Here is a 26389-nt window from a genome sequence, read left to right as displayed (position 1 = left end):
GGCGCGCAGGCTCAGGCCACCCGGTTTTGCGGTGCGCCGCGCAAAAATGCCGCGATATTGTCAATCAGTTGCTGCGCCATCAGCGCCAGCGCCTGGTCGCCCTGCCAGGCGGCGTGCGGGGTGATGATCAGATTGGGCCGATTGACCGACAGCAGCACATTGCCGTCGCGTGGCGGCTCGTTGCTCAACACATCCAGCCCGGCCCCGCCCAGCCGTCCCGCCTGCAAGGCCGCCAGCAGCGCGGCCTCATCCACCAGCCCACCGCGCGCGGTATTGATCAGCAGCGCATCCGGCTTCATCTGCGCCAGCTCTGCAGCACCAATCAGTTGCCGGGTGGCATCGGTCAGCGGCAGATGCAGGCTGACCACATCGGCGCAGGCCAGCGCCTGGGCAAAGGGCACATAGCCATCGCGCAGCGTGGTGGCATCCTTGCGTTCGGCGTGGATCACCTGCATGCCAAACGCCCGCGCCTTGTCGGCCAGCGCATCGCCAATGGCCCCGCGTCCCAGCACCGCCAGTGTGCGCCCGCGCAGGTCGCGCATCGGCGGGCGATACAGGCAAAACTGTTCGGCCTGCTGCCACTCGCCGGCCTCCACCGCCGCCCGGTAGCCCAGCAGATTGCGCGACAGCGCCAGCATCAACATCATGGCGTGTTCCGCCACCGCATCAGCGCCGTAGTCGCGCACATTGCACACCGCCACCCCATGCGCCCGCGCCGCATCCAGGTCGATCTGATTCACCCCGGTGGCCGCCACCGCCACCAGCTTGAGCGCCGGCAGCTGGGCAAAGTGTTCCGCCCGCAGCGCCACCTTGTTGCTGATCAACACCTCGGCCCCGGCGGCATGGCTGAGCAGTTGGGCCGGCAGGGTGTTCGGGTAATCCTGCCAGTGATGCGGCAAGGGCAGGGCGGGTAGCGCCGCCGGCAGGCTGGCGCGGTCGAGAAACACAATCGAGGTCATCGCAAAATCTCCACAAACAGGGGGATGGGGGCTGGCAAGCATGCCTGATTTTGCCAGGACGGGAAATCGCTTGCGCCCGCCCTCCCGCCCCGGATTACCCTGCTGCGTCAGCCGATGCACACCGCGCGCTTGCGTTCCAGCCCACCTCGGTCAGCTTCGTTTTCCGCGCCGGCCCGCTTACAATGCCGGCGTGTGTCCCCTTTGTACCGCCCGCAGGGCGGTGCTTAACCCTCCGATTGATTTCAGGGAGCTCCCATGAGCCAAACAGAACTGTTGATTGAAGACCTTACCGTGGGTGAGGGCAGCGAAGCCGTCAGCGGCAAGGAAGTGACCGTGCATTACACCGGCTGGCTGACCGATGGCGAGAAGTTTGATTCCAGCAAGGATCGCAAGCAGCCGTTTACCTTTCCGCTGGGCGCGGGCCATGTGATCAAGGGCTGGGATCAGGGCGTGGTGGGCATGAAGGTGGGTGGGGTGCGCAAGCTGACCATTCCGGCTGCACTGGGCTACGGCGCACGTGGCGCTGGTGGGGTGATTCCGCCCAATGCTACTCTGGTGTTCGAGGTGGAATTGCTGTCGGTTGACTGACACTGGGCAGGCCATGTGCCAAGCAAAAGGGGGCATGCTCAGCATTGCCCCCTTTTGCGTGCGGTTTATTCCCGCCCAGCCGCCCGACGCAGCTCGCTGGCGTGCGCCTTGCGCCGGCGCTTGATCCACCAGTAGCCCAGCAGCGTGGCAGCGGCAATGCCGATCAGCGCCAGCAGGCCAGTCTGGCCGCGATGCACCCAGGTGAGCAGCCAGTCGCGGTTGGTCGCGCCAAAATAGCCCAGATACACCCAGATGGGCACGCTGATCAGCGCAGCCAGGCCATCCATCAGCAAAAAGCGCCAGAATGGCACCTTGCGGGTCAGCCCGGCAGTCAGAAAAATCGGCGAACGCAAGCCGGGCAGAAAGCGGGCGACAAACAGCACCCACACACCGTACTTTTCAAACTTTTCCTGTACCGCGACAAAGCGTTCCGGGGTCAGCGTGCGGGCGACAAAACGCAGCTTGAGCACTGACTTGCCATACACCCGGCCAATGGTGAACATGATGGCGTCGCCGGCCAGCACACCGGCCATGCCCACGGCAAACATCACATGCTCATTGGTATAGCCCAGGCCGGAAATCACCCCGCCGGCCACCAGGGTAATATCCTCAGGGATCGGCACGCCAAAACCACAGATCAGCAGCACGAAAAATACGGCGAAGTAGCCATATCCAGTGAAAAAGTCGATAAGTACTTGCAAAATATCCATTGAGCGTCCTCGGGCGCGTCAGGGGCGCTCCCGCTGGCCGTGAGTGTACTCCAAGCGGGGTATAATGGCCCACTTCCTGTTGTGAATTCCCCATCGCCCCTATGACCCGTCCGATTCAAGCGCGCATCCATCGCGATGCCCTGGCCCACAACTACACCGTGGCCAAGCAACTTTCCCCCCGCAGCCAGGCACTGGCGGTGATCAAGGCTGACGGTTATGGCCACGGCTACGCCCGCGTGGTGCGCGCCTTGCCGCACGCCGATGGCTTTGCCATGCTCAACCTGGAAAACGCCATTGCCCTGCGCGAGACCGGAGAAGTGCGACCGCTGATGATGCTGGAAGGTTTCTTTGACCGCGAAGAACTGCTGGCCTGCGCCGCGCACGATATCTGGACCTCGGTGCACAGCGAACACCAGCTGGCGCTGCTGGCATCCACGCCGCTGCCGCGTCCGGTCAGCGTCTGGTTGAAGCTCAACACCGGCATGAACCGGCTGGGCTTTCGCCCGGAAGTTGCGCTGGCGGTGGCGCAGCGCCTGCGCGCACTGGACAGTGTCCGGCTGACCACGCTGATGACCCACTTTGCCACCGCCGACGATGAACGCGGCATTGCCGGGCAAATGGCACGCTTTCAGCCGGTGGCTGCAGCGCTGGGCCTGCCGGTCAGCGTGGCCAATTCGGCGGCGATTTTGCGCCACGAGGCTGCCCGTGCCGACTTCATCCGCCCTGGCATCATGCTATACGGCTGCTCGCCATTTGCCGGCGAAACCGGCGAACAACTGGGCCTGCGCCCAACCATGACGCTGGAGGCTGACGTCATTGGCGTGCAAACCCTGCAGGCTGGCGATGAAGTGGGCTACGGCGCGCGCTTCACCGCCTCGGGACCGATGCGCATTGGCGTGGTGGCGTGTGGCTACGCCGATGGCTACCCGCGCATTGTGCCGTCGGGCACGCCGGTGCAGGTGGATGGCCAGGCCAGCGGCACGGTGGGCCGGGTGTCGATGGACATGCTGGCGGTGGATCTCACGCATCTGCCTGCTGCCGGTATTGGCAGCAAGGTGGTGTTGTGGGGCGAGGGTGTGCCAATCGAAACCGTGGCGGATGCCGCCGGCACGATTGGCTATGAACTGATGTGCGCGGTGGCACCACGGGTGCCGCTGGTAGAAGCCTAAGCGCCTGGCCTGACCCCTACCGCCTGGGCCAAAAACACAATGGCACAGCCTGCTTTCAGACTGTGCCATTGTTGTGCGTCCCATGCTGCCCGGCAGCGCATGCGCCCACGGCGTTTATCCTCGCTGCAATTGCAAGGCCCGCCACCAGCCGCCCTGGCCCTGATGGCCGCTGCCCACATCGGCGGCGCGGCGCGGGCTGACTGCCGGAGTGCGCAGTTCCACCTCCTGACTGGGCGGCATGCGCATGTGCTGGGCAATCTTGCGCCCCAGCTCGCGGATATCCTCTTCGTCACAGGCACCCGCCAAATCCAGCACATGGCGGGCATAGCGGGCGTCCTCATTCATCCATTTCAGGTCAATCACCCGGCAGTGGGTGCGGCGCAGTTCCAGAAACAGGCGGCTTTGCAAAATGGCCAGTTCGCGATCCCGGTTTCCCATCATGATGCTCTCCTCAGCGAGTGCCAGGCGGGTGTGCCGACCAACCGGTCGGCAGGGTCATGCCTGGCGTACATTTCTTCTTGAGCAGGTTTCGTGCCTGCTTGCGCAGGCCAGTGCACACGCCTGCCCAGCGAAAAAACCCTGGGTTTCTGGCTGAAACGGGCTGGTTTTTGCTGTTATTCCCACAAAAAACCCCCTTGCCGTAGCAAGGGGGTTGGCAGGAAAGGTCCGTGACTGTCGGGTTTCACCCCAACGCGGCACCCGCAGCCGATTACTCGACGCGCTCGCCGTGCAACACCACGTCCAGCCCTTCGCGCTCTTCCTCTTCGGTCACGCGCAGGCCAATCACCAGATCAATCACCTTGAGGATGACAAAGGTCATCACCAGGCTGTAGGCCACCGTGGCCAGCACGCCAATCAGCTGGGTCAGCACACTGCCTTCTACCGCGCCGATTTCCTTGACCGCAAACACGCCGGTCAGCAGCGCGCCGATGATGCCGCCCACGCCGTGCACGCCAAAAGCATCCAGCGAGTCGTCGTAGCCCAGCATATGCTTCAGGCTGGTGGCCCCCCAGTAGCAGCCCACCCCGGAGATGGCACCAATGGCCAGCGCGCCCTTCGGATCGACAAAGCCCGCCGCCGGGGTGATGGCCACCAAACCCGCCACCGCGCCCGAGGCAATGCCCAGCACCGACGGCTTGCCCTTGGCCAGCCATTCGGCAAACATCCAGGTCAGCGCCGCCATGCCAGCGGCAATCTGGGTGGCGGCCATCGCCATCCCGGCGCGGCCATCTGCGGCCACCGCAGAGCCAGCGTTAAAGCCAAACCAGCCCACCCACAGCATCGATGCGCCCACCAGGGTCAGCACCAGATTGTGCGGAGCCATGGCTTCGCGGCCAAAGCCCACCCGCTTGCCCAGCACAAAGGCACACACCAGGCCGGCAATGCCGGCATTGATATGCACCACGGTACCGCCAGCGAAGTCCAGCACGCCCTTTTCAAACATCCAGCCGCCCGGCTCCCACACCCAGTGCGCCACCGGCGAATACACCAGCAGCGACCACAGCGCCATAAAGGCCAGCATGGCGGAGAACTTCATCCGTTCGGCAAAGGCACCGGTAATCAGCGCCGGGGTGATGATGGCAAAGGTCATCTGGAACATCATGAACACCGATTCCGGAATGGTACCGGCCAGCGTGGCGTTCACCGTCAGCTTGCCGGCTTCCTTGGCGTAGGTCATGCCGTCCAGCAACACCCGGTCCAGACCGCCAATGAAACCGTTGCCCGGTGTGAAGGCCAGGCTGTAGCCAATCAGGGTCCACAGCACGGTGATCAATGCGGTGATGGCAAAGCTTTGCATCAGGGTGGACAGGATGTTCTTCTTGCGCACCATGCCACCGTAAAACAGCGCCAGACCCGGAATGGTCATGAACAGCACCAGCGCAGTGGACACCAGCACCCAGGCGGTATCGCCCGAATTGATGGTGCTGGCGTCCACCAGTTGCAGGCCCGCCAGCGGAGCCGGGGCCGGTGCTGCGTCAGGTGTGGCAACCGGGGCAGTCACCGCCGCAGCGGGAGGCGCTGCATCTTCGGCAAACACCGGCGCGCTGGTCAGCAACGCACCGGCCATGCACAAGGTTGCGATCAGTTTTTTCATATTGGAGTCCCTCTGGCTCTGGCGCGTGGCTTAAACCGCGTCTGGCCCGGTTTCGCCAGTGCGGATACGCACCACTTGCTCCAGCTCGAAGACAAAAATCTTGCCGTCGCCAATCTTGCCGGTGTGGGCGGATTTCTCGATGGCTTCCAGCACTTGCTCGAGCAGCTCATCCTTGATGGCGATGTCGATTTTTACCTTGGGCAGAAAATCCACCACATATTCGGCACCGCGATACAGCTCGGTATGACCTTTTTGACGACCAAAGCCTTTGACTTCGGTCACGGTGACCCCTTGAACGCCGATCGTCGACAGGGCTTCGCGCACCTCGTCGAGTTTGAACGGCTTGATGACGGCGGATACCAGTTTCATACAAGCTCCTTGATGATGTAGAGAGGGAAGGGGTCACACAATGGCGCCCGTGATGCTTCGGCGGTAGGCTTGCATAATCCGTGCCATCCTTAAAATCCCGCTGGCAGCCCGCAAATAGCCCGATCCGGCGCACTCCCGCAGTGCAATGCACTGTGTTGGACAAGGCTGGCTCACCACCTGGCACCTGCTTGGTGCATGCCATTGCTGTGGTTTTTTGCCGATGGCTATTCACTTGTCAGCCGTCAGTTGCCGGGTTTTGCTACACTGAAATCTGAACCGATGGTCTGCGTGCGTGTCCTTCGCATTGCCCCCTGAATTATTACTTCACCAAGGAGCCAGCCATGCTGAGCCAAAAACTGTTTGACGAAATCAGCGCCAAGATTGGCGATACCCTGGCGGCCAGCCCGGCCAAGGATCTGGAAAAAAACCTGCGCAGCCTGATGGGCTCGGCGTTCACCAAGCTAGACCTGGTCACCCGCGAAGAATTTGACGTGCAGCAGGAAGTGCTGGCCCGCACCCGCGAAAAGCTGGAGCAGCTGGAAGCCCGGCTGGCCAAGCTGGAAGCACTGGTGCTGCCACCACAAGCCGTGGCCGAGGCTGCGCCGGTGGAAGCTGAGGCCGAACAGGCTGCGCAAGGTCATTCCTGATTCTGGCCACCTGTGTCACTGGCGCGCATCCATAGCCGGGCACTGGCCGGCACCGACGCCCCGGAAGTGACCGTGGAAGTCCATCTGGCCAACGGCTTGCCGTCGTTGACCCTGGTTGGGCTACCGGACACCGAGGTGAGGGAAAGTCGCGAGCGGGTGCGCGCCGCCATCTTGCTGGCCGGGCTGGAGTTTCCCGCCCGGCGCATCACCATCAACCTGGCACCGGCTGATCTCCCCAAGGAATCTGGCCGGTTTGACCTGCCGATTGCACTGGGCATTCTGGCCGCCGCCGGGCATATCAGCGCCAGCCTGCTGGCCCGGCATGAATTTGTTGGCGAGCTGGCGCTCAGCGGCGAATTGCGCCCGATTCGCGGCGCATTGCTGATGGCGATGGCCGCCAGCCGGGCTGGACGCACCCTGGTGTTGCCGCGCGCCAGCGCCGCCGAAGCCGCCTTGTGGCCAGGGGCCAGCCTGGCTCAGGCCGATACCCTGCTGGAGGTATGCGCCATGCTGGACGGGCGCTGCACCCTGAGTGTGCCGCCACCGCCCTGCATGCGCACCGTCCGCGCCTACCCGGACCTGGCCGATATCAAAGGCCAGCTGGCCGCCCGGCGCGCACTGGAAATTGCCGCTGCGGGTCGCCACAGCCTGCTGCTGTCCGGGCCGCCCGGCACGGGCAAATCCATGCTGGCTGCCCGCCTGCCCGGCATCCTGCCGGACATGGGCGAAGACGAAGCGCTGGAAGTGGCTGCCGTGCGCTCACTCAGCGCCAACGGCCTGGACCCGGAACAGTTCTGGATGCGACCCTTCAGAAGCCCGCATCATTCCGCATCGGCCCCGGCGCTGGTGGGCGGGGGCAGCAATCCGCGCCCCGGAGAAATTTCCCTGGCGCTGCACGGCGTGTTATTTCTGGACGAACTGCCCGAATTTGACCGCAAGGTGCTGGACATGCTGCGCGAACCGCTGGAAACCGGGCGCATCACCATTTCACGCGCCGCCCGCCAGGTGGATTTTCCTGCCCGCTTTCAGTTGATAGCTGCGATGAACCCCTGCCCCTGCGGCTACCACGGCCATCCCTCCGGGCGCTGCCGCTGCTCGCCCGAGCAGATCAGCCGCTACCGCCTGCGTATCTCTGGCCCACTGCTTGACCGCATCGACATGCGCATCGACGTGCCCAGCCTGCCCGCACAAGACCTGCAACGCGCCGCGCCAGGCGAAGCCAGCGCCGTGGTGCGCGAACGGGTGGCGCACGCCTTTGCCCGGCAACTGGCCCGCCAGGGCTGCAGCAATGCCGAACTGCAAGGCAGCACCCTCGACCAGGTGGCCACCCCGGATGAAGAAGGCGCAGGCCTGGCCGCGCTGGCGATTGAGCGCTTTCACCTGTCGGGCCGCGCCTACCACCGCATCTTGCGCCTGGCGCGCACCATTGCTGACCTGGATGGTGATGGGGTGGCCCAGATCACGGCCAGGCATATTGCCGAGGCCATCCAGTTTCGCCGTGGCTTGTAGCCGCCGGATCCTCTGCGATGGTTGATTGTGAGCACAATATCCTGACGGACCAGGTGATCATGGGTAATGTTGTTGGGCGCTGAGGCGTGTGCAGAGTGTGCCAAGCATGGCAATGGCACGGTCAATCGCTGGGCTCCAGGGTTGTCCCAGGCAAATCCTAAAAGCGGTGTTGCATTGCCCTGATGCGTGAAAAATCGAACCCGGTGCGATGGATATCCCGGCAGACAGCGAGGCGGCATAGAACTGCGACATGTCGATTGGCTTGGCCAGCTGGATCCAGTAAATGAAGCCGCCGTCAGGCTTGCTGATATGGGTGTGGGCCGGAAAGTGTTTTTCGATGGATGAAACCAGCTTGTGTCCCTGGGCGGCAAACAGCATGCGTAGTTTGGCGGTATGTGGTGTGTAGTAGTTTTTACGCAGAAATTCAGCAATGACTTGCTGGGGCAAACTGCTGATGGACAGATTACGGCCCAGAAAGTCATTCATCATTTGGCGATGAAAGCGGCCAGGCACGCACCAGCCAACACGATAGCCAGGAGACAGCACCTTGGAAAAGGACGAGCAGTACAACACCATTCCCTGCTGATCGTAGCTTTTCATGGCGAATACAGGCTCATCTCCCGCGTACAGGTCATGAAAAACATCGTCTTCAATCAGGGGGATGCGCGCCATCGCCAGCCAATCAACCACTTTCTTGCGCTGTGAACACGCCATGGTGTAGCCAAGCGGATTGTGCAAGGTGGGGTTGAGCACCACACAGGCAATATTGCGGTTGGCGTGGATGGCACATTGCAATTGCGGAATATCGATGCCGGTTTGAGGATGTGTGGTGATTTCTACCGCCTTCATGCCTGCCATTTCAATGGCTTGCAACAAGCCAAAATAGGTAGGGCTTTCAATCAAGATGCTGTCGCCGGGTTTGGCTACCAGGCGTAACGCGCATTCAATTGCCGCACCATCTCCGGCGGTAATGATGATGTCGTCTGGCCCGCACAGCACCCCTCGGGCATTCATGATGCGAGCAATCCCACAGCGCAATTCAAACAAACCTGGCGCAGAGGCATGCGCTGCGCTGCGTGCTGCGCTACGCCTGGCAACTGTCGCCAGAACCCGCCCAAGCTGGCTTTGTGGAATCAATTGATCTGCAAGCACCGCCGAGCTTAACGGCAGGATATCGGCTACCGCAGACTGTCCCAGCATGTCCACCACCAAGTCATTCACGGTCACGGGCACACCGTCAAACAAGGTTTCTTCCGGGGGGCTGACAGGTGCATTCCATCGGGTTTCCGGTGAGTGGCCACGCACAAAGTAGCCGCTGCGATGACGTGCATAAGCGTGGCCATCCTGCTCAAGTAAACGCAAAGCACGCACTGCGGTGGTGAGGCTGACTTGTTCCTGCGCCATCAGTGTGCGTGCCGAGGGCAGCCGGCTGTCGGCCTGGTATACGCCGGCAGTGATCTGCGCGCACAGCCGGCTGGCTATTTCTTGGTATCGGAAAGCGCTGGATGACTGAGGCGGTAGGCTGGGGGTTTTTGCCGGTTTCATTCTGTATCGCATAAATCGGTCCTGTCTGTGTATTTATCTTTTTATGGTGAATTGAATACTATGCCCTCTCGCCGTGGCCTGGCAGCAGGCTTGGTGTGTACGTGTTTTTTCTTAGGGATACGCTGAAAAAATCGTCATTCCCGCGAAGGCGGGAATCCAGGGTGTTGATTTTGCTGGGTTTTGCTTTTGGTAAACACGATTTTTCTGAATAAATCAGCGCGTTCCTTAGTAGATGCGCTGGGATACGGCGCATTTTTATTTTATCCATTATGGTTGGTGATTGTCGAATTATCTTGGTGTATCTATGACCCTATCCATGCGCGCGCTGAAAGTTTTTTTGCAAGATTGTTCTGTTTCTGCTGTTGTGACAGGGCTGGTTGCGGTGATGGTATCTTATGCCGGCCCTTTAGTGATTGTATTTCAAGCAGCAAAAAGTGGGCAGTTGACGCCTGAGCAATTATCTTCTTGGCTGTGGGCCATTTCCATCGGGAGTGGCGTCAGTGGCTTATGGCTCAGCTTACGTTATCGAACCCCTGTTATTACCGCATGGTCTACCCCTGGTGCTGCTTTGCTGGTCACCAGCCTGGCACAGTATCGGTATTCTGATGCAATTGGCGCATATGTGTTTTCTGCACTGCTGATTACCCTGTTAGGTGTCACCGGGTTATTTTCACGGCTGATGGCTCGGTTGCCTGTCGCCGTGGTGGCGGCCATGCTGGCCGGGGTGCTGTTTCGTTTTGGTGTGGGGGTATTTTCTTCATTGGCGCAAGGACCTGCTTTGGTGCTCCCTATTTTGCTGGTTTACCTGGTGGCGCGACGAACAGGCGCACGCTACGCCATCATGGCGGCATTGATCACCGGCGTATTGTGTGCTTTTTTTCTGAACCTACTGGATTTTCAGGGCGTTTCTGCCACATTGGCTGAGCCGCAGTGGACCACACCCAGCTTCTCGCTCTCTGCCATTATTGGCCTGGGCATTCCGCTCTGTTTTGTGACCATGGCATCACAAAACGCCCCTGGAATTGCGGTATTGCGTACCGCTGGATATGACGTGCCTGTCAATCCTCTGGTGACCGTCACCGGGCTGGCTTCCGTGTTGCTGGCACCATTTGGTGCGCATGGCATCAACCTTGCGGCCATCACTGCCGCGATTTGCACGGGCGCAGAATCCCATCCGCTTTTGGCGCGCCGCTATGTGGCAGGCGTGTCATGTGCGTTACTCTATCTGTTGGTGGGGTCTTTTGGTGCCACCATGGCAAGCGTGTTTGCTTCCCTGCCAGGGGTCTTGATTGCGTCCATTGCTGGACTGGCGCTGTTTAGCGCCCTGGCCAATGGCTTGGGCGTGGCATTGGCTAATGAAAGCCAGCGCGAGCCTGCCTTAATCACCTTTTTAGTGACAGCCTCAGGTATTTCATTTTTTGGGATCGGTGCGGCTTGCTGGGGCCTGGTATTCGGTGTACTGGCCGATCGCCTACTGTTTGGAAAAATGACTGTACGCCGTGCTGACACTCAGCCAGATTGATTGGCGCTATTTTGCTTGCTGGTGAGGCCAGTTTGCCAAAATGGCGCATATTTTGACATCAGCGCCAAATCACGCAAAATCTTCGAAAAGTCGTTCAGCATTGCTTACCGCCACACCACACCGCCAGGCGTACTCAGGCGCGATGGGCAAGCGAGCTTCGGGGGGTGAAGGGTGTTCCATCGCCGAGAAGCTCGCTTGCCGTGATGTTCTGAATCAGCCGGATGAAATAGGTCTTACCCCTTCTCCACCGCCTGCGCCCGGCGCATGGCGCGTTCTTCCCGTTCGTGTTCCACCCGGATCACATTCAGCGTTTGGTCTACAAAATCAATATGAGCCTCGGCGGCAGCGCGGGCGGCCTGCGGGTTGCGTTCGTGGATGGCCTGCCAGATGGCGCGGTGCTGGGCCAGCAACTGGCCAGACACCGGGGCAACGTCAAACAGGTTGGCGATATTGTCGCGCACATGGGTTTTCAGCATGGCCAGCAGGCTGGACGACAAATGAGCGAACAGCACATTGTGCGCGGCGTCGGCAATGGCCTGGTGAAAGGTCACGTCCATGCGCGACAGCGCCAGCAAGTCGTTGCCGGCGTAGGCGGCTTCCAGTTCATCCATCAGCATGGCCAGCCGTTCGCGGTCGGGCTCGGTGGCGCGCCGCGCGGCGCATTCGGCCACGGCACCTTCCAGCGTGCGGCGAAATTCCAGCACATCGCGGTGCAGGTTGGGGTGTTCCATCAGCAGTTGCTGCCAGGGGTCGGAAAATGCCGCTTCCAGCTGGTCAGTGACATAGGTGCCGCCCCCCTGGCGGCTGAGCAGCATGCCGCGCGCGGCCAGACGCTGAATGGCTTCGCGCAGCGAGGGGCGCGACACGCCCAGTTGTTCGGCCAGCTGACGTTCCGGTGGCAGACGGTCGCCGGGTTTGAGCGAGCCTTCCAGGATCATGCTCTCCAGCTGGTGCATGATGGCGTCGGAAAGTTTGGGCACGTTAACGCGCTGAACGGGCATTTTATGTGCGGCCATGGCAGCCTCTTCCTCTAAAACGGGTTGGGGTCGGGCAAATTTTCGATGTTGCGCAACACGGGGGGAAATTGCCAAATCGAACAGTGTTTTTTTCGTTTTTGTTCGAACGCGCAGTGAATTTCACCAAAAATGCTCAAGCTCGCGCACGAGGTGCGCGCAATGGAAAACATTGGTCTTACCAATGATACCCCGATCCGCTTAGTTAGAAAAGTGCTTAAGTTAGTGGCGATTGACAGCAGAAGTCATTGATTTTACATTCACTGAACACAAAAAATATTGGTCATACCAATTAACCACGGAGAGACAGCCATGCCCCCGTCCACCGCTGCCGCATCACGTCCCCGCGACGTGTATTTTTTTGGCACCTGCCTGCTTGACCTGTTCCTGCCTGAAGCCGGGCTGGACGCCATCGCCCTGCTGGAGCGCGAAGGGGTGCGGGTGCATTTTCCGCAGGGGCAAAGCTGCTGTGGCCAGCCGGCGTTCACCAGCGGCCAGTCGGGTGAAGCGCGCACGGTGGCGCGGGCGCAGCTGGGGCTGTTTGATCAGCCGTGGCCGATTGTGGTGCCATCTGGCTCCTGTGGCGGCATGATGAAACACCATTGGCCTACCCTGTTTGCTGGCGAAGCCGATGCCGCGCAGGCCAGTGAAGTGGCCAGCCGGGTGGTGGAATTTGCCGATTTTCTGCTGAATGTGCTGCAGATTGAACTGCGCGACCAGGGCGCGCCCGCCAAGGTGGCGGTGCATACGTCATGCTCGGCCCGGCGCGAGATGAACACCCATGTGCACGGCTGGGCGCTGGTAGACCAGTTGTCCCAGGTGGAGCGGGTGGTACACGACCACGAATCGGAATGCTGTGGCTTTGGCGGGGTGTTCTCGCTGCGCCACCCGGATATTTCCGGGGCGATGGTCAGCGACAAGAGCACCGCGCTGCAAAACAGCGGTGCGGTGGAATTTGTCACCGCCGATGGCGGCTGTCTGATGAATATCAACGGCAAGCTGGCCCACGATGGCAAGGCGTTTCGCGGCAAGCATCTGGCCACTTTTCTGCTGGAACGCACCGGAGGCAAGGCATGAGCGCGCGCGACCGCATTCTGGGCAAGCTGCGTGCTGCGCCCGTTCAAACCCCGGTAGAGCCGGACGTGGCGGGCTATTACGCCCGGCACACCCTGCATACCCCGCTGCTGGCGCGCCTGCAGCACTTCAGCCTGATGATGCGCGCGGTGCACACCGAGCTGATTTTTACCCGCGCCGACAGCTGGCCGCAGGCGCTGGCCCAGCGTGCTGCCCAGGCCGGCTGGCAGCATGTGCTGCTGGCACCGAACACCGTGCATGGCGCACGCGCCGCCCAGGCCTTGCAGGGTCTGGCCACGCCGCCGCAACTGAAAGCCTACGACCGGCCCATCGACGACTGGAAAGCCGAGCTGTTCAACGAGGTGGACGCCGCCTTTACCACCACCCGCGCCGGCATTGCCGAAACCGGCACGCTGATTGTCTGGCCGGATGCGCACGAGCCACGCGCCATGAGCCTGGTGCCGCCGGTGCATATCGCCCTGTTTGATGCCAGCCGCCTGTACGAAAACTTTTACCAGGCCATCAGCCAGGAAGGCTGGGCCAACGGCTTGCCGACCAACAGCCTGCTGATTTCCGGGCCGTCCAAAACCGCCGACATCCAGCAAACACTGGCCTACGGCGCGCACGGCCCGCGCGAGCTGATTGTGCTGGTGGTGACGCCTGACGACATCGACCTTGCCGAACTGGAGGCCGCGCAATGAGCACCCATCCGATTACCGTACACCCGGCGCGCGGCTTCAAGGCCAATAGTCACGACGCGGTGAATAACCCGCATCTGCGCCAGAGCTTTCGCGGCGCGATGGACTTCCTGATGGCCAAGCGCGCCGCGCAGTTTCCCGACCATGACGAGCTGGAAGCGCTGCGCACCCTGGGCGAAACCGTGCGCCAGCGCTGCCTGGCCAAGCTGCCGCAACTGCTGGAAACCCTGGAAACCCGGCTGACCGCCAATGGCGTGCAGGTACACTGGGCAGAAACCCCAGAAGAAGCCAACGCCATCATCCATGGCCTGATTGCCGCCCGCCAGGGCACGCTGGCAGTCAAGGGCAAGTCGATGGTCAGCGAGGAAACCGAGCTCAACCACTACCTGGAAGCGCACGGCGTGCAGGCGGTGGAAAGCGATATGGGCGAGTACATCGTCCAGCTGGCTGGCGAAAAGCCCAGCCATATCATCATGCCGGCGATTCACAAGACCAAGGCGCAGATCGCCAAGCTGTTTCACGACAATATTCCTGCGGCACCGTACACCGAGGACGTGGACGCGCTTATCCAGCTGGGCCGCAATGCGCTGCGCGGCATGTATCTGAAGGCCGATGTGGGGATTTCCGGGGTGAACTTTGCCGTGGCGGAAACCGGCACGCTGTGTCTGGTGGAAAACGAAGGCAATGGTCGCATGTGCACCACCGTGCCGGATATGCACATCGCCATCACCGGCATTGAAAAAGTGGTGGAAAAACTCAGCGACGTGGTGCCGCTGTATTCCATCCTGCCGCGCTCGGCCACCGGCCAGGCTATCACCACCTATTTCAATATGATCTCGCGCCCGCGCCAGCCGGGTGAGCTAGACGGCCCGCGCGAGGTGCATCTGGTGCTGCTGGACAATGGCCGCTCGCAAGCTTACGCCGACGAACAGCTGCGCAAAACGCTGCAATGCATCCGCTGCGGCGCGTGCATGAACCACTGCCCGGTGTACAGCCGCATCGGCGGCCACGCCTACGGCACGGTCTACCCCGGCCCGATTGGCAAGATCATCTCGCCACACATGCTTGGCCTGAGCGATACCCAGGATTTGCCCACGGCTTCCAGTTTGTGCGGGGCCTGCGGTGAGGTGTGCCCGGTGCGTATTCCCATCCCGGAAATGCTGATGCGCCTGCGCGAAGAAGCCGCGCGTGACCCTGAAGAAAAAGTGCCGCATCCGCTGGCCGGTCAGGGCGCGGCGTATACGCCACAACAGGCTCGGGTATGGGCGCTGTGGCGCACGCTGTACAGCCGCCCGACGCTGTATCGCGCCTTCAGCTGGCTGGCCACCCGCCTGCGTGGGTTGACCCCACGCCGACAACTGGGCTGGACCGAACACCGCACGCCGCTGACCCCGGCACCGAAATCCCTGCATGAGCTGGTGCGCGAGCGCCAGTCGCGTCGCTGAGCCAGGAGCGCTGTGAAATGAATTTACCTGCCCACTATCAGGCGTTTCATGCTGCGCTGGCGGCGCATATCGACCCGGCGCGGCTGATCACCGACCCCACCCGCACCCTGGCCTATGGTACCGACGCCAGCTTTTACCGGCTGGTGCCCAAGATCGTTGCCCAGGTGAATAGCGAAAGCGAAATTGCCGCCCTGCTGGCGCTGGCCCACCAGCACCGCGTGGCGGTGACCTTCCGCGCCGCCGGCACCAGCTTGTCGGGTCAGGCGGTGACCGATTCGGTGCTGGTCACCCTGGGCACTGGCTGGACCGGCCAGGACGTGCTGGACGACGGCGCACGCATCCGCCTGCAACCGGGGGTGATTGGCCAGCACGCCAATAACACCCTGGCCCCGCTGGGCCGCAAGATCGGCCCGGATCCAGCCTCGATTGCCACCGCGCGCATTGGCGGCATGGCAGCCAATAATTCCTCGGGCATGTGCTGCGGCACTGCGCAAAACAGCTACCACACGCTGTCGGCGCTGCGGGTGATGCTGGCCGACGGCACGGTGCTGGACACTGCCGACGCTGCCAGCGTCACGGCGTTTCGCGCCAGCCACGCCCCCCTGCTGGATGGCCTGTCGGCGCTGGCGGCGCGTATTCATGGCAACCCGGCGCTGGCGGAAAAAATCCGCCACAAATACCGGCTGAAAAACACCACCGGCTACGGCATCAACGCCCTGCTGGACTTCACCGACCCGGTGGACATGCTCAGCCATGTGATGATCGGCTCGGAAGGCACGCTGGGTTTTATCAGCAGCATCACCTTCGACACCGTGCCGGATTACCCGCACAAGGCCTCTTGCCTGGTGCTGTTTGACCAGCTCGACCCGTGCTGCCGCGCGGTGACCGCGCTGAAGGCCGACGCACCGGTGGAAGCGGTGGAGCTGATCGACAGCCGGGGCATCCGCGCCGTGCAAAACAAAGCCGGCCTGCCGGATTTTCTGTATGGCGACATCGGCCCGTCTGCGGCGGCGCTACTGATTGAAACCCGCGCGCCCAGCGCCGAAGCGCTGGCCGAACAAATGGCGGTGATCGACGCCTGCGTGGCCGGTTTTGCCCCGGCGGCCAATAGTGGTTTCTCCACCGACAGCCAGGTGTGTGAAACCTACTGGGCGGTGCGCAAGGGCCTGTTCCCGGCGGTGGGCGCGGTGCGCCCGGTGGGCACCACGGTGGTGATTGAGGACGTGGCCTTCCCGGTGGAGGCACTGGCCGAAGGCGTGCGCCGGCTGACTGCGCTGTTTGACCAATACCAGTACCGCGAGGCGCTGATTTTTGGCCACGCGCTGGAAGGCAATCTGCACTTTGTGTTCACCCCGAGCTTTGACACCAGCGCCGAGGTGAAACGCTACAACGATTTCATGGAAGCCGTCAGCGAGCTGGTGGCGGTGGAGTTTGGCGGCTCGCTCAAGGCCGAGCACGGCACGGGCCGCAATGTGGCCCCGTTTGTCGAGCTGGAATGGGGCAGCGACGCCTACGCCATCATGCGCGACATCAAAACGCTGTTCGATCCGCACGGTGTGCTCAACCCGGACGTGATCATCACCGACAACGACCAACTGCACCTGGAAAACCTCAAGGCCATGCCGGCGGCGGATCCGCTGGTGGACCGCTGCATCGAGTGCGGCTTTTGCGAGCCAGCCTGCCCGTCCAACGGCCTGAGCCTGACCCCGCGCCAGCGCATTGTGCTGTGGCGGCGCATCAACCACCTGCAACGCAGCGGCGACGCCTCTGCCGAGCTGGCCAATCATCAGCGCCAGTATCGCTATCTGGGCATCGACACCTGCGCCGCCACCGGCATGTGCGCCACCCGCTGCCCGGTGGGCATCAACACCGGCACGCTGATGAAGCAGCTCAAGGGTGCCAGTCCGCGCCCGGATGCGGCGCGCTGGGCTGCCGGCCATATGCGCCTGCTTACCGCCGGCGCGCGGCTGGGCCTGGGCGTGCGCGCCAGCGCACAAAAGCTGCTGGGCAAGCCGGCGGTGCAATCGCTGAACCGTGGCCTGCACCACACCTTTAAATCCATTCCCATCGTGCCGCTGGGCGCGCCTGGCCCGGCGCGTCGCCTGCCCACGCCGCTGGCACAGGGCGAGCCGGTGGTGTACTTCGTCAGCTGCGTCAACCGCACCCTGGCCGAAGGCCGCGACGGCGTGGCCAGCGTGGCGGAACACACCTTGAGCCTGTTTGCCAAGGCCGGCTTTGCCGCCCGCTACCCGGACAATCTGGACGCACTGTGCTGCGGCCAGCCGTTTGACTCAAAAAACGCCACGGATGCCGCCGAGCTGGCCAGCAGCCAGACCGCACTGGCGCTACTGGCCGCCAGCGACAATGGCCGCATCCCGGTGTACATCGACAACGGCCCCTGCGCCGAGCGGCTGATCACCGCCCAGCGCGAAGGCCGGGTGGACGCCCGGCTCAAGCTATACGACGCCGCCAGCTTTTTGAGTGAATTCATCGCCCCACGGCTGACTTTTACCCAGCAATTGGCGCAGTTGGCCCTGCATGTGCCGTGCAGCGCCAGCAAGCTGGGCGTGGGCGGCAAGCTCACTGCGCTGGCGCGCCGCTGCACCAAACAGCTGAGCGTGCCAGACATCGCCTGCTGCGGCTTTGCCGGCGACAAGGGCTTTACCACCCCGGAACTGAACGCCAACAGCCTGCAGCGCCTGCAATTGCCGGCGGGCTGCACGCACGGCGTGTCGATGAGCCGCACCTGCCAGATTGGCCTGACCACGCATACCGGCGTGGATTACCAGAGTATCGAAGCCTTGCTCGACGCCTGTACCGCGTCAAACCAGGCTGTGTTGCCCCCCTGATAGACCGGTCATTGACCAGGGCCGCCCTTCGGGGCAGGCCCGAGCACACGTGCTTGGCCAAGCGCGTGGCGAAACCGGCCCGAATAACCCGCTGAGGAGAACATCATGCCCCTGCCCACTGCCTTGCTGCGCTAGCGCCCCTCGCCAGGTGCCTGATGGCCCGGCGTCAGCACCCTGACGCTATTGCCCAGGCCCGCGTGCTGACCGGTCACCCCGGCAGCACACGAGGACGCTTTGGTGCGCTCCCCCGGCCTACCTGGCCGGACACCCCTAATTGATCGTGTCGCAACCCTTTTCAGGGCTGCGCGGAGGAGTATTGTTTCATGGAAACCTGGACGCAAGTTTATGCGCCGCTGGGCAGCCTGGGCCTGTCGGCACTGGTGGCCTCGCTGCCTATCATCTTTTTCTTTATCGCGCTGGCTGTGCTGCGCATGAAAGGCCATGTGGCCGGCACCATCACCGTGGCCATCGCCCTGGCGATTGCCGTGCTGGTGTACCAAATGCCGGTGGACATGGCGTTTGCCGCTGCGGGCTATGGCTTTTTGTATGGTCTGTGGCCAATTGCCTGGATCATTGTCTGCTCAGTGTTCCTGTACAAGGTCACGGTGAAAACCGGCCAGTTTGACATTATCCGCGCCTCGGTCTTGTCGATCACCGAAGACCAACGCCTGCAAATGCTGCTGGTGGGCTTTTCCTTCGGCGCTTTCCTGGAAGGCGCAGCTGGCTTTGGTGCCCCGGTGGCCATCACCGCCGCGCTGCTGGTCGGCCTGGGCTTTAACCCGCTGTACGCCGCTGGCCTGTGCCTGATTGCCAACACCGCCCCGGTGGCGTTTGGCGCGATGGGCATTCCCATTCTGGTGGCCGGCAAGGTGACCGGGATCGACCCGTTCCTGATTGGCAAGATGGCTGGCCATCAGCTGCCGCTGCTGTCGGTGATCGTGCCGTTCTGGCTGGTGTTCATGATGGACGGTTTCCGTGGCATCCGTCAGACCTGGCCGGCGATTCTGGTGGCTGGCCTGTCGTTTGCCGTGACCCAGTTCTTTACCGCCAGCTATGTCGGCCCGGAACTGCCGGACATCACCTCGGCGCTGGTCAGCCTGATCTGCCTGACCCTGTTCCTGAAGGTGTGGCACCCGAAAGAAAACTTCCGCTTTGCCAACGACGGCAGCACCAAGGGCGTGTGCGTGGCACGTAGCGGCAAATCCGGCAGCGCGCTGGGCTTTACCGGTGGCCAGGTGTTCAAGGCCTGGAGCCCGTTCATCATCCTGACCGCCATGGTGACGGTGTGGAGCCTGAAGCCGTTCAAGATGCTGTTCGACAAAGGCGGCCCGCTGGCTGGCCTGGTGTTCAAGTGGGAAGTGCCGCATCTGCATAACCTGGTGATCAAAGCCGCGCCGATTGTGGCCAGCGCCAAGCCGTACGAAGCCATCTACAAGCTGGACATCCTGTCGGCCACTGGCACCGCCATCCTGATCTCGGCGCTGATTTCCATTGCCCTGCTGCGCATGAAGCCGGCTGAAGCTGCCCGTACCTTTGCTGAAGTTGTGCTGGAGCTGAAGCGCCCGATCTACTCGATTGGCATGGTGCTGGCGTTTGCCTTTGTGGCCAACTACTCCGGCCTGTCGTCCACTCTGGCGCTGGTGCTGGCCGGTACGGGTGCGCTGTTCCCGTTCTTCTCACCGTTCCTGGGCTGGCTGGGCGTGTTCCTGACCGGTTCCGACACCTCGTCCAATGCGCTGTTCTGCTCGTTGCAAGCCACCACCGCGCACCAGATTGGCGTGTCCGATACCCTGCTGGTGGCGGCCAACACCACCGGCGGCGTCACCGGCAAGATGATCTCGCCGCAGTCCATCGCCGTGGCCTGCGCCGCCGTGGGCCTGGTGGGCAAGGAATCCGACCTGTTCCGCTTCACCGTCAAGCACAGCCTGATGTTTGCCACCATGGTCGGCATCATCACCTATATCCAGGCCTACTACCTGACCGGGATGATTCCACAGTAACCCCTTTTGCCCCGGCGGCCTGCGCCGCCAGGGCTGAGCAGTGTGTTTCCGCTGCCGGTGCAACGCCGGCTCGTGTCTTGACCCGCCCACGGCTCCCCGGCCCTGGGCGGTTTTTTTTGAATGCGATCGCCGCAGTGCGCCGGGTGAGCACCAGCGTCCATTGCATCAGGTCGTCGAACTGTCTTCGGCCACACGCCTAGTAGCCAGTCACGTTGAAACACGATGGCTCACGTTCCACGACGAACCACTCGCCGCGCCCCACCGCGTCATTCCCGCGCAGGCGGGAATCCAGGCGTGTCCACAGCGTACAGCGGGGTGAGCGCTCATCAGCGCTACCTGCGCCATGCCCACCGCGCACGCTGTGGCGCGGTCTGGGTTCCCGCCTTCGCGGGAACGACACCTGAGGTGACACTCATGCCGAAAGCGCTCTAATCGCCTGTCAGTCGATTCAGATCATGGTGACTGGCTACTAGCCCGCTGCATAGTGTCAGCCCTGCTTGCTTGCCCAAGCAAAAACATTCAATATAATGACTATTAAAGCCGTTAAGTATTGATATATTGACAATGACCAAGAAGAACCTCGCCACCACACTGACGCCAGAAGTCACCCAGGCACTCGTGCAGTTAGGCAAGCGCCTGCGCGCTTGTCGAATTGATCGCCAGCTCACCATCGCGCAGATGTCCGAAAAAATGCTCTGCTCAATTAATACCTACCGCGATCTGGAGGCCGGCAAACCAAGCGCCAGCCTGGGCAACTTCGCCACCGCGCTCTGGCTGCTCAGTCAACTGGAGTCACTCCATGCAGTAGCGCCAGTGCCGGCTTCTTTGGCTGATGGCAGAAGAGCCAAACGGGGCACAGGCATTGGAACGGCCATCGCACACCAGGAACTGGATTTCTAAGGATGATTCGAGAAATGTATGCGGGTCTGTTGGTGCCAGGCCAGCAAACTGCAGATGCCGTCGCCCTGATCAAGTTTGAGCAACACAATGGCTTTGAAGAAGGCACGCTGGCTTATGGTCGCCAATATTTGTCTTGCGCGCATCCTATTGCGCTTAATCCGGCTTATTTGCCATTGAGCCCTGAAGTGTTTGCCATGCCGCGCACCCGCACCCGCGATGGCGGCGCATTGCATCTGACTCTGCAAAATGCGCTGCCCGATGCCTGGGGCCGTTTAGCGTCGCTAACAAACCTCTCCTGGCGTTGTTGTGTGACCTTGCCGTACTACTCGTACTGTCTGCGGTCACACGCCTAGCCAGGATCGCTTCGCTGAGTTTTGTGAACGACTCTTTTAGTCATACAAGCACGCAACGGATGGCAAACACTCAGCGATATAGACGTTCTGCTGCAAACCAACGCAGATCGCGTGGGCTCCATGGTGTTTACTGAACAGCGCGCCGATCTCCCCAGCCTCGACCTGGCGATAGAATCATTCAGTCTTGAAGAATTGGCCCAAGCCGCCCACGCGCTTGAATTCGACATGGATGTTCCGCCGAGCCTGCGGCGATTGCTCAATAATGGCGGAAGCCTGGGCGGCGCGCGCCCCAAGGCCTCTATTGTGCGCGATGGCGCGCTGTGGATTGCCAAGTTTCCCGCCAAAGACGATGAACTGGATGTGCAACTGATTGAAGCCTGCACCTTGGCTTTGGCCAGACTGTGCGGTATTCAGACACCAGATTTCGAGCTGGTGCGGCTGGGAAAAATCCACACCCTGCTACTGCGCCGCTTTGATCGGCCAGGCAAGGTAGACAGCGGCGGACGCATTCACTTCTTGTCTGCTGCGGCCTTCACCAACAGCCCTTATGACAGCAATGCCGGCAGTTACGTCAAGCTTGCCCAGCATCTGCGCAAATACGGTGCCAATGTCGCTGTCGATCTGAGCCAGCTGTTCCGTCGCATGGTGTTCAATATGGCGATCGATAACAGCGATGACCATGTTAAGAACCATGGTGTTTTGCATGCGGGCAATAATCTATATGTGCTGTCTCCCGCTTACGATCTGGTGCCACAGCTCACCAATCTGGGCTATATGAGCATGGCTATCGTGGAAGAACAGATGACGCCCAGTTTGGCGCTGGCGCGCAGCCAGGCGGGGCATTTTGGCCTCTCAACACCGGCAGCGGATCAGATTATCTCTGAGGTGCTACAGGGCGTCGGGCACTGGCACCCCCTGTTTGAATCCATGGGGGTAGAAGCGCCCGCACTCAAGCACCTTGAGGCGTGCCTGACGCGTCAGCAGCAGATCATCCATCAGTAAAAGACGCCGTGACACCAGCAGGTGAGGTTACTCCACCTCGTCCATCCACGCCTGCTGAATCGCCTCCAGAATCCGCTCGCCGCAATGCTTCGGGTCGTCGTTGAATTCCGGCAGAGCCATCACCCATGCCATCAGGTCGGTAAAGCGCACGGTTTTCGGGTCTACATCCGGGTGGGTGTCGCACAGGGCGATGGCGATGTCCAGGCTATCGGTCCATTTCATCTTAATGGCTCTCCTTGGCGTGATTGATGGTGTATCTGGGGATTTCCACCACCAGGTCGGCGTCGGCCACCATGGCCTGGCACGACAGGCGCGAGCTGGCTTCCAGGCCCCAGGCCTTGTCCAGCAGGTCGTCTTCCAGTTCGTCGGATGGCTCCAGCGATTCAAAGCCTTCGCGGATGACCACATGGCAGGTGGTGCAGGCACAGGACATTTCACAGGCGTGCTCGATATCCACATGGTGGCGCAGCAGGTTTTCGCAGATGCTCAGGCTGGGGTCGGCGTCAAACAGGGCACCATCCGGGCACAGGTCGGCGTGGGGCAATACAATGATTTTTGGCATGGGCAGTCCTTGGGCTAAGCCAGCGGCGGGGGCACGTCCGCCGCTGGGAGGATATGGGGCTTATAGCTCGCTGATTTTCTGGCCGGTCAGCGCCCGGCGGATATTGCGGTCCATGCGCCGGGCGGCCAGTTCGGCGGTGGCGGTGTTCAGCGCGGCCATGGCCTGGTTGATGACGACGGTTTTGTCTGCGCCCAGCGCGGCGCGGGTGGCAACGATGGCCTGATCGACGGTCTGGCGTTCGCTGGCGTCAAGCAGGTCGCCGTCGCTGGCCAGCGCCACGTCGATGGCGGCCAGCAGGCCTTCGGCGTCAACCCGGGCTTCGGCCAGCTTGCGCGCGGTAATGTCGTGCTGCACATGGGCAATCGATTCAGTGAGCATGCGGCTGACTTCATCGTCGGTCAGGCCATACGAGGGTTTCACCTCAATGCGCGCTTCCACGCCGCTGCTTTGTTCGCGGGCGCTGACTGCCAGCAGGCCGTCGGCGTCTACCTGAAAGGTGACGCGGATGCGCGCCGCGCCGGCCACCATGGGCGGAATGCCACGCAGCTCAAAGCGCGCCAGGCTGCGACAGTCGCTGACCAGTTCGCGCTCGCCTTGCAGCACATGCAGCGCCATGGCGGTCTGGCCGTCCTTGAAGGTGGTGAATTCCTGCGCGCGCGCGGTGGGGATGGTGCTGTTGCGCGGGATGATTTTTTCCACTAGCCCGCCCATGGTTTCCAGCCCCAGCGACAGCGGGATCACGTCCAGCAGCAGCCAGTCGTCGTCGCCCTTGTTGCCGGCCAGCACATTGGCCTGCATGGCGGCGCCCAGCGCCACCACCTGGTCAGGGTCGAGGTTGGTCAGCGGCGGCTGGCGGAAAAACTCGCCCACGGCTTTGCGGATATGCGGCATGCGCGTGGCACCGCCCACCATCACCACGCCCTGGATGTCGTCCACGCCCAGCCGGGCGTCGCGCAGCGCCTTGCGTACCGGCAGCAGGGTTTTGTCCACCAGGGTACGGGTGATCTGGTTGAAGGTGTCCAGGGTGAGGGTGAGCTGCACCAGATTGCCGTCGGACAAGGTGGCCTGAATCACGGTGTCCAGCGCGTCGGTCAGGTGTTCCTTGGCGGCGCGGGCGTGGGTGAGCAGCAGACGGGTGTCGGCGGCGGGCAGCTGCGACAGGCCGGCCTGTTCCAGTACCCAACAGTAGATGCGGTGGTCGAAGTCATCGCCGCCCAGCGCCGAGTCGCCGCTGGTGGCGAGCACTTCAAACACCCCGCGTGACAGGCGCAGGATGGACACGTCAAAGGTGCCGCCACCCAGGTCGTAGACCACGTAAACGCCTTCGCTGGCGTTGTCCAGGCCATAGGCGATGGCGGCGGCGGTGGGTTCGTTGAGCAGGCGCAGCACGTTCAGCCCGGCCAGCCGGGCGGCGTCTTTGGTGGCCTGGCGCTGGGCGTCGTCAAAGTAGGCCGGCACGGTGATCACCGCGCCCACCAGTTCGCCGCCCAGGCTGGCTTCGGCGCGGGCCTTGAGCGCACGCAGGATGTCGGCAGAGATTTCCACCGGGCTTTTCACCCCGGCGCGGGTGACCAGTTGCACCATGCCTGGCGCATCGACAAACTGGTAAGGCATGGCGGCTGGGTTATCCAGGTCGGCCAGGCCACGGCCCATGAAGCGTTTGACCGACACAATGGTGTTGTGCGGATCTTCGCTTTGCCGGGCGCGGGCGGCGTGGCCCACCACACAGTCGCCGCTGTCGTGGTAGCGCACGACGGAGGGCAACAGGGTGTGGCCGTGTTCGTCGGGCAGCACCACGGCGGCACCGTTGCGCACGGTGGCCACCAGCGAGTTGGTGGTGCCCAGGTCGATGCCGACGGCCAGGCGATGCTGGTGCGGGGCAGAGGAGAGGCCGGGTTCGGCAATTTGCAGCAGGGCCATGAGCGTATCCACTGTCTGAGGCCGCGCCCACCTGGCCGGGGCCGGGCATGCAGCGGTTCACATTAAAAAAGTAAGGCTTCCAGGGCGTCGCCGATATCGGCTTCGAGTTTGTCCAGAAAGCGCAATTTTCTCACCAGGCCGGCGGCGCTGTCGAAGTCGGCGGCCTGATCCAGCGCCTGGGCCAGTTCGGCTTCCAGGGTTTGCGCGTCGCTGCGCACCTCGGCGGCCAGGGTTTCCAGCGCGCCGGCATCCTGCGCGGCGCGTGCGTCCATGATTGCTTCGCGCCATTCCATCTGCAGCATCAGAAATTCGGTGGGCATGGCGGTGTTGCTGTCTTCGGCGGTGTCCACCCCGGACAGGCTGAGCAGGTAGCGGGCGCGGGCCAGCGGCTGGCGCAGGGTCTGGTAGGCTTTGTTCACCTGGGTAGCCCATTGCAGCGCCAGCCGGCGCTCGGCGTCGGGGCGGGCGGCAAAGCGGTCGGGGTGAACCTCGCCCTGAATCTGGCGGTAGGCGGTGTCCAGTGCGCTACGGTCCAGCGCAAAGCGCCGGGGCAGGTTGAACAGGGCAAAAAAATCCTGGTTGAAGTTCATGCGCAAGGGGTTCCGCAAAGGGGGCGGGCAGGCCAGAGCGTGCCCGTTAAAGCAGCGCGGCCCGGCGGTGAAAGCCAGGCCGGGCCGCCGGGGCGTTACACGTTAAAGCTCTCGCCGCAGCCGCATTCGTTCTTGACGTTGGGGTTGTTGAACTTGAAGCCTTCGTTCAGGCCTTCCTTGACGAAATCCAGCTCGGTGCCGTCGATATAGGCCAGGCTCTTGGCGTCGGTGAATAGTGTCACGCCGTGCGATTCAAAGCTGAGATCCTCGCCGTCCACTTCGTCAACAAATTCCAGCTTGTAGGCCATGCCCGAACAACCGGAGGTTTTCACCCCCAGGCGCAGGCCGACCCCTTTGCCGCGTTTTTGCAAAAAGCCTTGCACATGCTCGGCTGCGCGTTCAGACAGGGTAATGCCCATGATGCCCCCAATAAAAGGTTAGTGGCCGTGTTTGGCCTTGTAGTCGGACACCGCTGCCTTGATGGCGTCTTCGGCCAGAATCGAGCAGTGAATCTTGACTGGCGGCAGCGCCAGTTCTTCGGCAATGTCGGTGTTCTTGATGGCCAGCGCCTGGTCCAGGGTCTTGCCCTTCACCCATTCGGTGACCAGAGACGACGAAGCAATTGCCGAGCCACAGCCGTAGGTCTTGAACTTGGCGTCTTCGATCACCCCGGCTTCGTTCACCTTGATCTGCAGCTTCATCACGTCGCCACAGGCCGGGGCACCCACCATGCCGGTGCCAACCGAGTCATCGCCCTTGTCAAATACGCCCACATTGCGCGGGTTTTCGTAATGGTCGAGGACTTGTTCGCTATATGCCATGAGAATTCTCCTTGTTTCTGTATCGGCGCGTCAGTTGCGCGGACAAAAT

At 62.2% G+C, this 26389-nt stretch carries 26 protein-coding genes; 13 read left to right on the top strand and 13 right to left on the bottom strand.

Annotation, left to right across the window (positions count from 1 at the left end; genetic code table 11):
- Positions 1–11: 11 nt before the first annotated feature.
- Positions 12–959, bottom strand: a complete 948-nt coding sequence (locus tag BXU06_RS12645; protein WP_077300200.1) for a D-2-hydroxyacid dehydrogenase — start codon at positions 957–959, stop codon at positions 12–14.
- A gap of 255 nt (positions 960–1214) precedes the next feature.
- Here BXU06_RS12645 and BXU06_RS12640 point away from each other — a divergent pair, with 255 nt between their 5' ends.
- Complete coding sequence (locus BXU06_RS12640) at positions 1215–1547, top strand: FKBP-type peptidyl-prolyl cis-trans isomerase (protein ID WP_077300197.1); 333 nt, start codon at positions 1215–1217, stop codon at positions 1545–1547.
- A gap of 65 nt (positions 1548–1612) precedes the next feature.
- Here the strand turns inward: BXU06_RS12640 and BXU06_RS12635 are convergent, their stop codons facing one another.
- On the bottom strand, positions 1613–2257 hold the full coding sequence (locus tag BXU06_RS12635) for a DedA family protein (RefSeq protein WP_077300194.1): 645 nt from the start codon (positions 2255–2257) through the stop codon (positions 1613–1615).
- 101 nt (positions 2258–2358) lie between these two features.
- Here BXU06_RS12635 and alr point away from each other — a divergent pair, with 101 nt between their 5' ends.
- Positions 2359–3426 (top strand): alanine racemase, encoded by a 1068-nt coding sequence (gene alr, locus BXU06_RS12630; RefSeq protein WP_077300191.1) that lies wholly within the window; start codon positions 2359–2361, stop codon positions 3424–3426.
- A 114-nt stretch (positions 3427–3540) separates the two neighbouring features.
- Here alr and BXU06_RS12625 read toward each other — a convergent pair whose 3' ends face one another.
- From BXU06_RS12625 to glnK, 3 genes are all read right to left on the bottom strand, one after another.
- A complete protein-coding gene (locus BXU06_RS12625) occupies positions 3541–3867 on the bottom strand; it encodes a hypothetical protein (RefSeq protein ID WP_077300188.1) in 327 nt (108 codons plus the stop codon).
- Between the two features lie 268 nt (positions 3868–4135).
- Positions 4136–5521, bottom strand: coding sequence for an ammonium transporter (locus BXU06_RS12620; RefSeq protein WP_077300185.1), 1386 nt, complete (start codon positions 5519–5521; stop codon positions 4136–4138).
- A 30-nt stretch (positions 5522–5551) separates the two neighbouring features.
- Positions 5552–5890 carry a P-II family nitrogen regulator gene (gene glnK / locus BXU06_RS12615; protein ID WP_077300182.1) on the bottom strand — a complete coding sequence of 113 codons (339 nt, stop codon included), beginning with the start codon at positions 5888–5890 and terminating at the stop codon, positions 5552–5554.
- 341 nt (positions 5891–6231) lie between these two features.
- Between glnK and BXU06_RS12610 the strand changes: the two genes are divergently transcribed.
- Together BXU06_RS12610 and BXU06_RS12605 are read left to right on the top strand one after the other, a co-directional pair.
- Positions 6232–6537, top strand: coding sequence for an accessory factor UbiK family protein (locus BXU06_RS12610; RefSeq protein ID WP_077300179.1), 306 nt, complete (start codon positions 6232–6234; stop codon positions 6535–6537).
- Positions 6538–6549: 12 nt separating this feature from the next.
- Positions 6550–8046, top strand: a complete 1497-nt coding sequence (locus tag BXU06_RS12605; protein WP_077300176.1) for a YifB family Mg chelatase-like AAA ATPase — start codon at positions 6550–6552, stop codon at positions 8044–8046.
- Between the two features lie 57 nt (positions 8047–8103).
- Here BXU06_RS12605 and BXU06_RS12600 read toward each other — a convergent pair whose 3' ends face one another.
- Complete coding sequence (locus BXU06_RS12600; RefSeq protein WP_171982218.1) at positions 8104–9591, bottom strand: PLP-dependent aminotransferase family protein; 1488 nt, start codon at positions 9589–9591, stop codon at positions 8104–8106.
- A 316-nt stretch (positions 9592–9907) separates the two neighbouring features.
- Between BXU06_RS12600 and BXU06_RS12595 the strand changes: the two genes are divergently transcribed.
- Positions 9908–11113 carry a benzoate/H(+) symporter BenE family transporter gene (locus tag BXU06_RS12595; RefSeq protein WP_216352471.1) on the top strand — a complete coding sequence of 402 codons (1206 nt, stop codon included), beginning with the start codon at positions 9908–9910 and terminating at the stop codon, positions 11111–11113.
- A gap of 233 nt (positions 11114–11346) precedes the next feature.
- Here the strand turns inward: BXU06_RS12595 and BXU06_RS12590 are convergent, their stop codons facing one another.
- Entirely contained in the window at positions 11347–12129 is a 783-nt protein-coding gene (locus BXU06_RS12590) for a GntR family transcriptional regulator (protein WP_253189462.1), read from the bottom strand.
- 309 nt (positions 12130–12438) lie between these two features.
- On the opposite strand from BXU06_RS12590, the gene BXU06_RS12585 reads away from it, so the two are divergent.
- From BXU06_RS12585 to BXU06_RS12550, 8 genes are all read left to right on the top strand, one after another.
- Positions 12439–13203, top strand: a complete 765-nt coding sequence (locus BXU06_RS12585; protein ID WP_077300167.1) for a (Fe-S)-binding protein — start codon at positions 12439–12441, stop codon at positions 13201–13203.
- Complete coding sequence (locus tag BXU06_RS12580) at positions 13200–13901, top strand: lactate utilization protein (RefSeq protein WP_077300164.1); 702 nt, start codon at positions 13200–13202, stop codon at positions 13899–13901. Before BXU06_RS12585 ends, BXU06_RS12580 begins: the two co-directional genes overlap by 4 nt.
- The gene (locus tag BXU06_RS12575) at positions 13898–15343 is read left to right on the top strand and encodes a LutB/LldF family L-lactate oxidation iron-sulfur protein (protein WP_077300161.1); all 1446 of its coding nucleotides are present in this window, start codon (positions 13898–13900) and stop codon (positions 15341–15343) included. Before BXU06_RS12580 ends, BXU06_RS12575 begins: the two co-directional genes overlap by 4 nt.
- 17 nt (positions 15344–15360) lie before the next feature.
- Positions 15361–18192, top strand: a complete 2832-nt coding sequence (locus BXU06_RS12570) for an FAD-binding and (Fe-S)-binding domain-containing protein (RefSeq protein ID WP_077300158.1) — start codon at positions 15361–15363, stop codon at positions 18190–18192.
- Between the two features lie 323 nt (positions 18193–18515).
- Positions 18516–20192, top strand: a complete 1677-nt coding sequence (locus tag BXU06_RS12565) for a lactate permease LctP family transporter (protein ID WP_077300155.1) — start codon at positions 18516–18518, stop codon at positions 20190–20192.
- Positions 20193–20756: 564 nt separating this feature from the next.
- A complete protein-coding gene (locus tag BXU06_RS12560; protein WP_077300152.1) occupies positions 20757–21092 on the top strand; it encodes a helix-turn-helix domain-containing protein in 336 nt (111 codons plus the stop codon).
- 2 nt (positions 21093–21094) lie between these two features.
- Positions 21095–21445, top strand: a complete 351-nt coding sequence (locus BXU06_RS12555) for a hypothetical protein (protein WP_077300149.1) — start codon at positions 21095–21097, stop codon at positions 21443–21445.
- 120 nt (positions 21446–21565) lie between these two features.
- A complete protein-coding gene (locus BXU06_RS12550) occupies positions 21566–22447 on the top strand; it encodes a type II toxin-antitoxin system HipA family toxin (RefSeq protein WP_077300146.1) in 882 nt (293 codons plus the stop codon).
- Positions 22448–22474: 27 nt separating this feature from the next.
- Here the strand turns inward: BXU06_RS12550 and iscX are convergent, their stop codons facing one another.
- The 6 genes from iscX to iscU all read right to left on the bottom strand — a co-directional run bounded on the left by iscX (position 22475) and on the right by iscU (position 26340).
- Entirely contained in the window at positions 22475–22675 is a 201-nt protein-coding gene (iscX, locus tag BXU06_RS12545) for a Fe-S cluster assembly protein IscX (RefSeq protein ID WP_216352602.1), read from the bottom strand.
- Positions 22671–23009 (bottom strand): ISC system 2Fe-2S type ferredoxin, encoded by a 339-nt coding sequence (gene fdx / locus BXU06_RS12540; RefSeq protein ID WP_077300140.1) that lies wholly within the window; start codon positions 23007–23009, stop codon positions 22671–22673. Before fdx ends, iscX begins: the two co-directional genes overlap by 5 nt.
- A 60-nt stretch (positions 23010–23069) precedes the next feature.
- Positions 23070–24929: a Fe-S protein assembly chaperone HscA gene (hscA, locus tag BXU06_RS12535; RefSeq protein ID WP_077300137.1), complete on the bottom strand. Its 1860-nt coding sequence runs from the start codon at positions 24927–24929 to the stop codon at positions 23070–23072.
- Positions 24930–24991: 62 nt separating this feature from the next.
- Positions 24992–25519, bottom strand: a complete 528-nt coding sequence (gene hscB / locus BXU06_RS12530; protein WP_077300134.1) for a Fe-S protein assembly co-chaperone HscB — start codon at positions 25517–25519, stop codon at positions 24992–24994.
- A gap of 95 nt (positions 25520–25614) precedes the next feature.
- Positions 25615–25938, bottom strand: coding sequence for an iron-sulfur cluster assembly protein IscA (gene iscA / locus BXU06_RS12525; protein WP_077300131.1), 324 nt, complete (start codon positions 25936–25938; stop codon positions 25615–25617).
- An 18-nt stretch (positions 25939–25956) separates the two neighbouring features.
- Positions 25957–26340: a Fe-S cluster assembly scaffold IscU gene (gene iscU, locus BXU06_RS12520; protein ID WP_077300128.1), complete on the bottom strand. Its 384-nt coding sequence runs from the start codon at positions 26338–26340 to the stop codon at positions 25957–25959.
- Positions 26341–26389: the final 49 nt, after the last annotated feature.

The sequence above is a fragment of the Aquaspirillum sp. LM1 genome (genome assembly GCF_002002905.1).
Lineage (GTDB): Bacteria > Pseudomonadota > Gammaproteobacteria > Burkholderiales > Aquaspirillaceae > Rivihabitans.
Note: the sequence above shows the minus strand (reverse complement) of the source record. Positions and strands in the feature narration are given on the sequence as shown.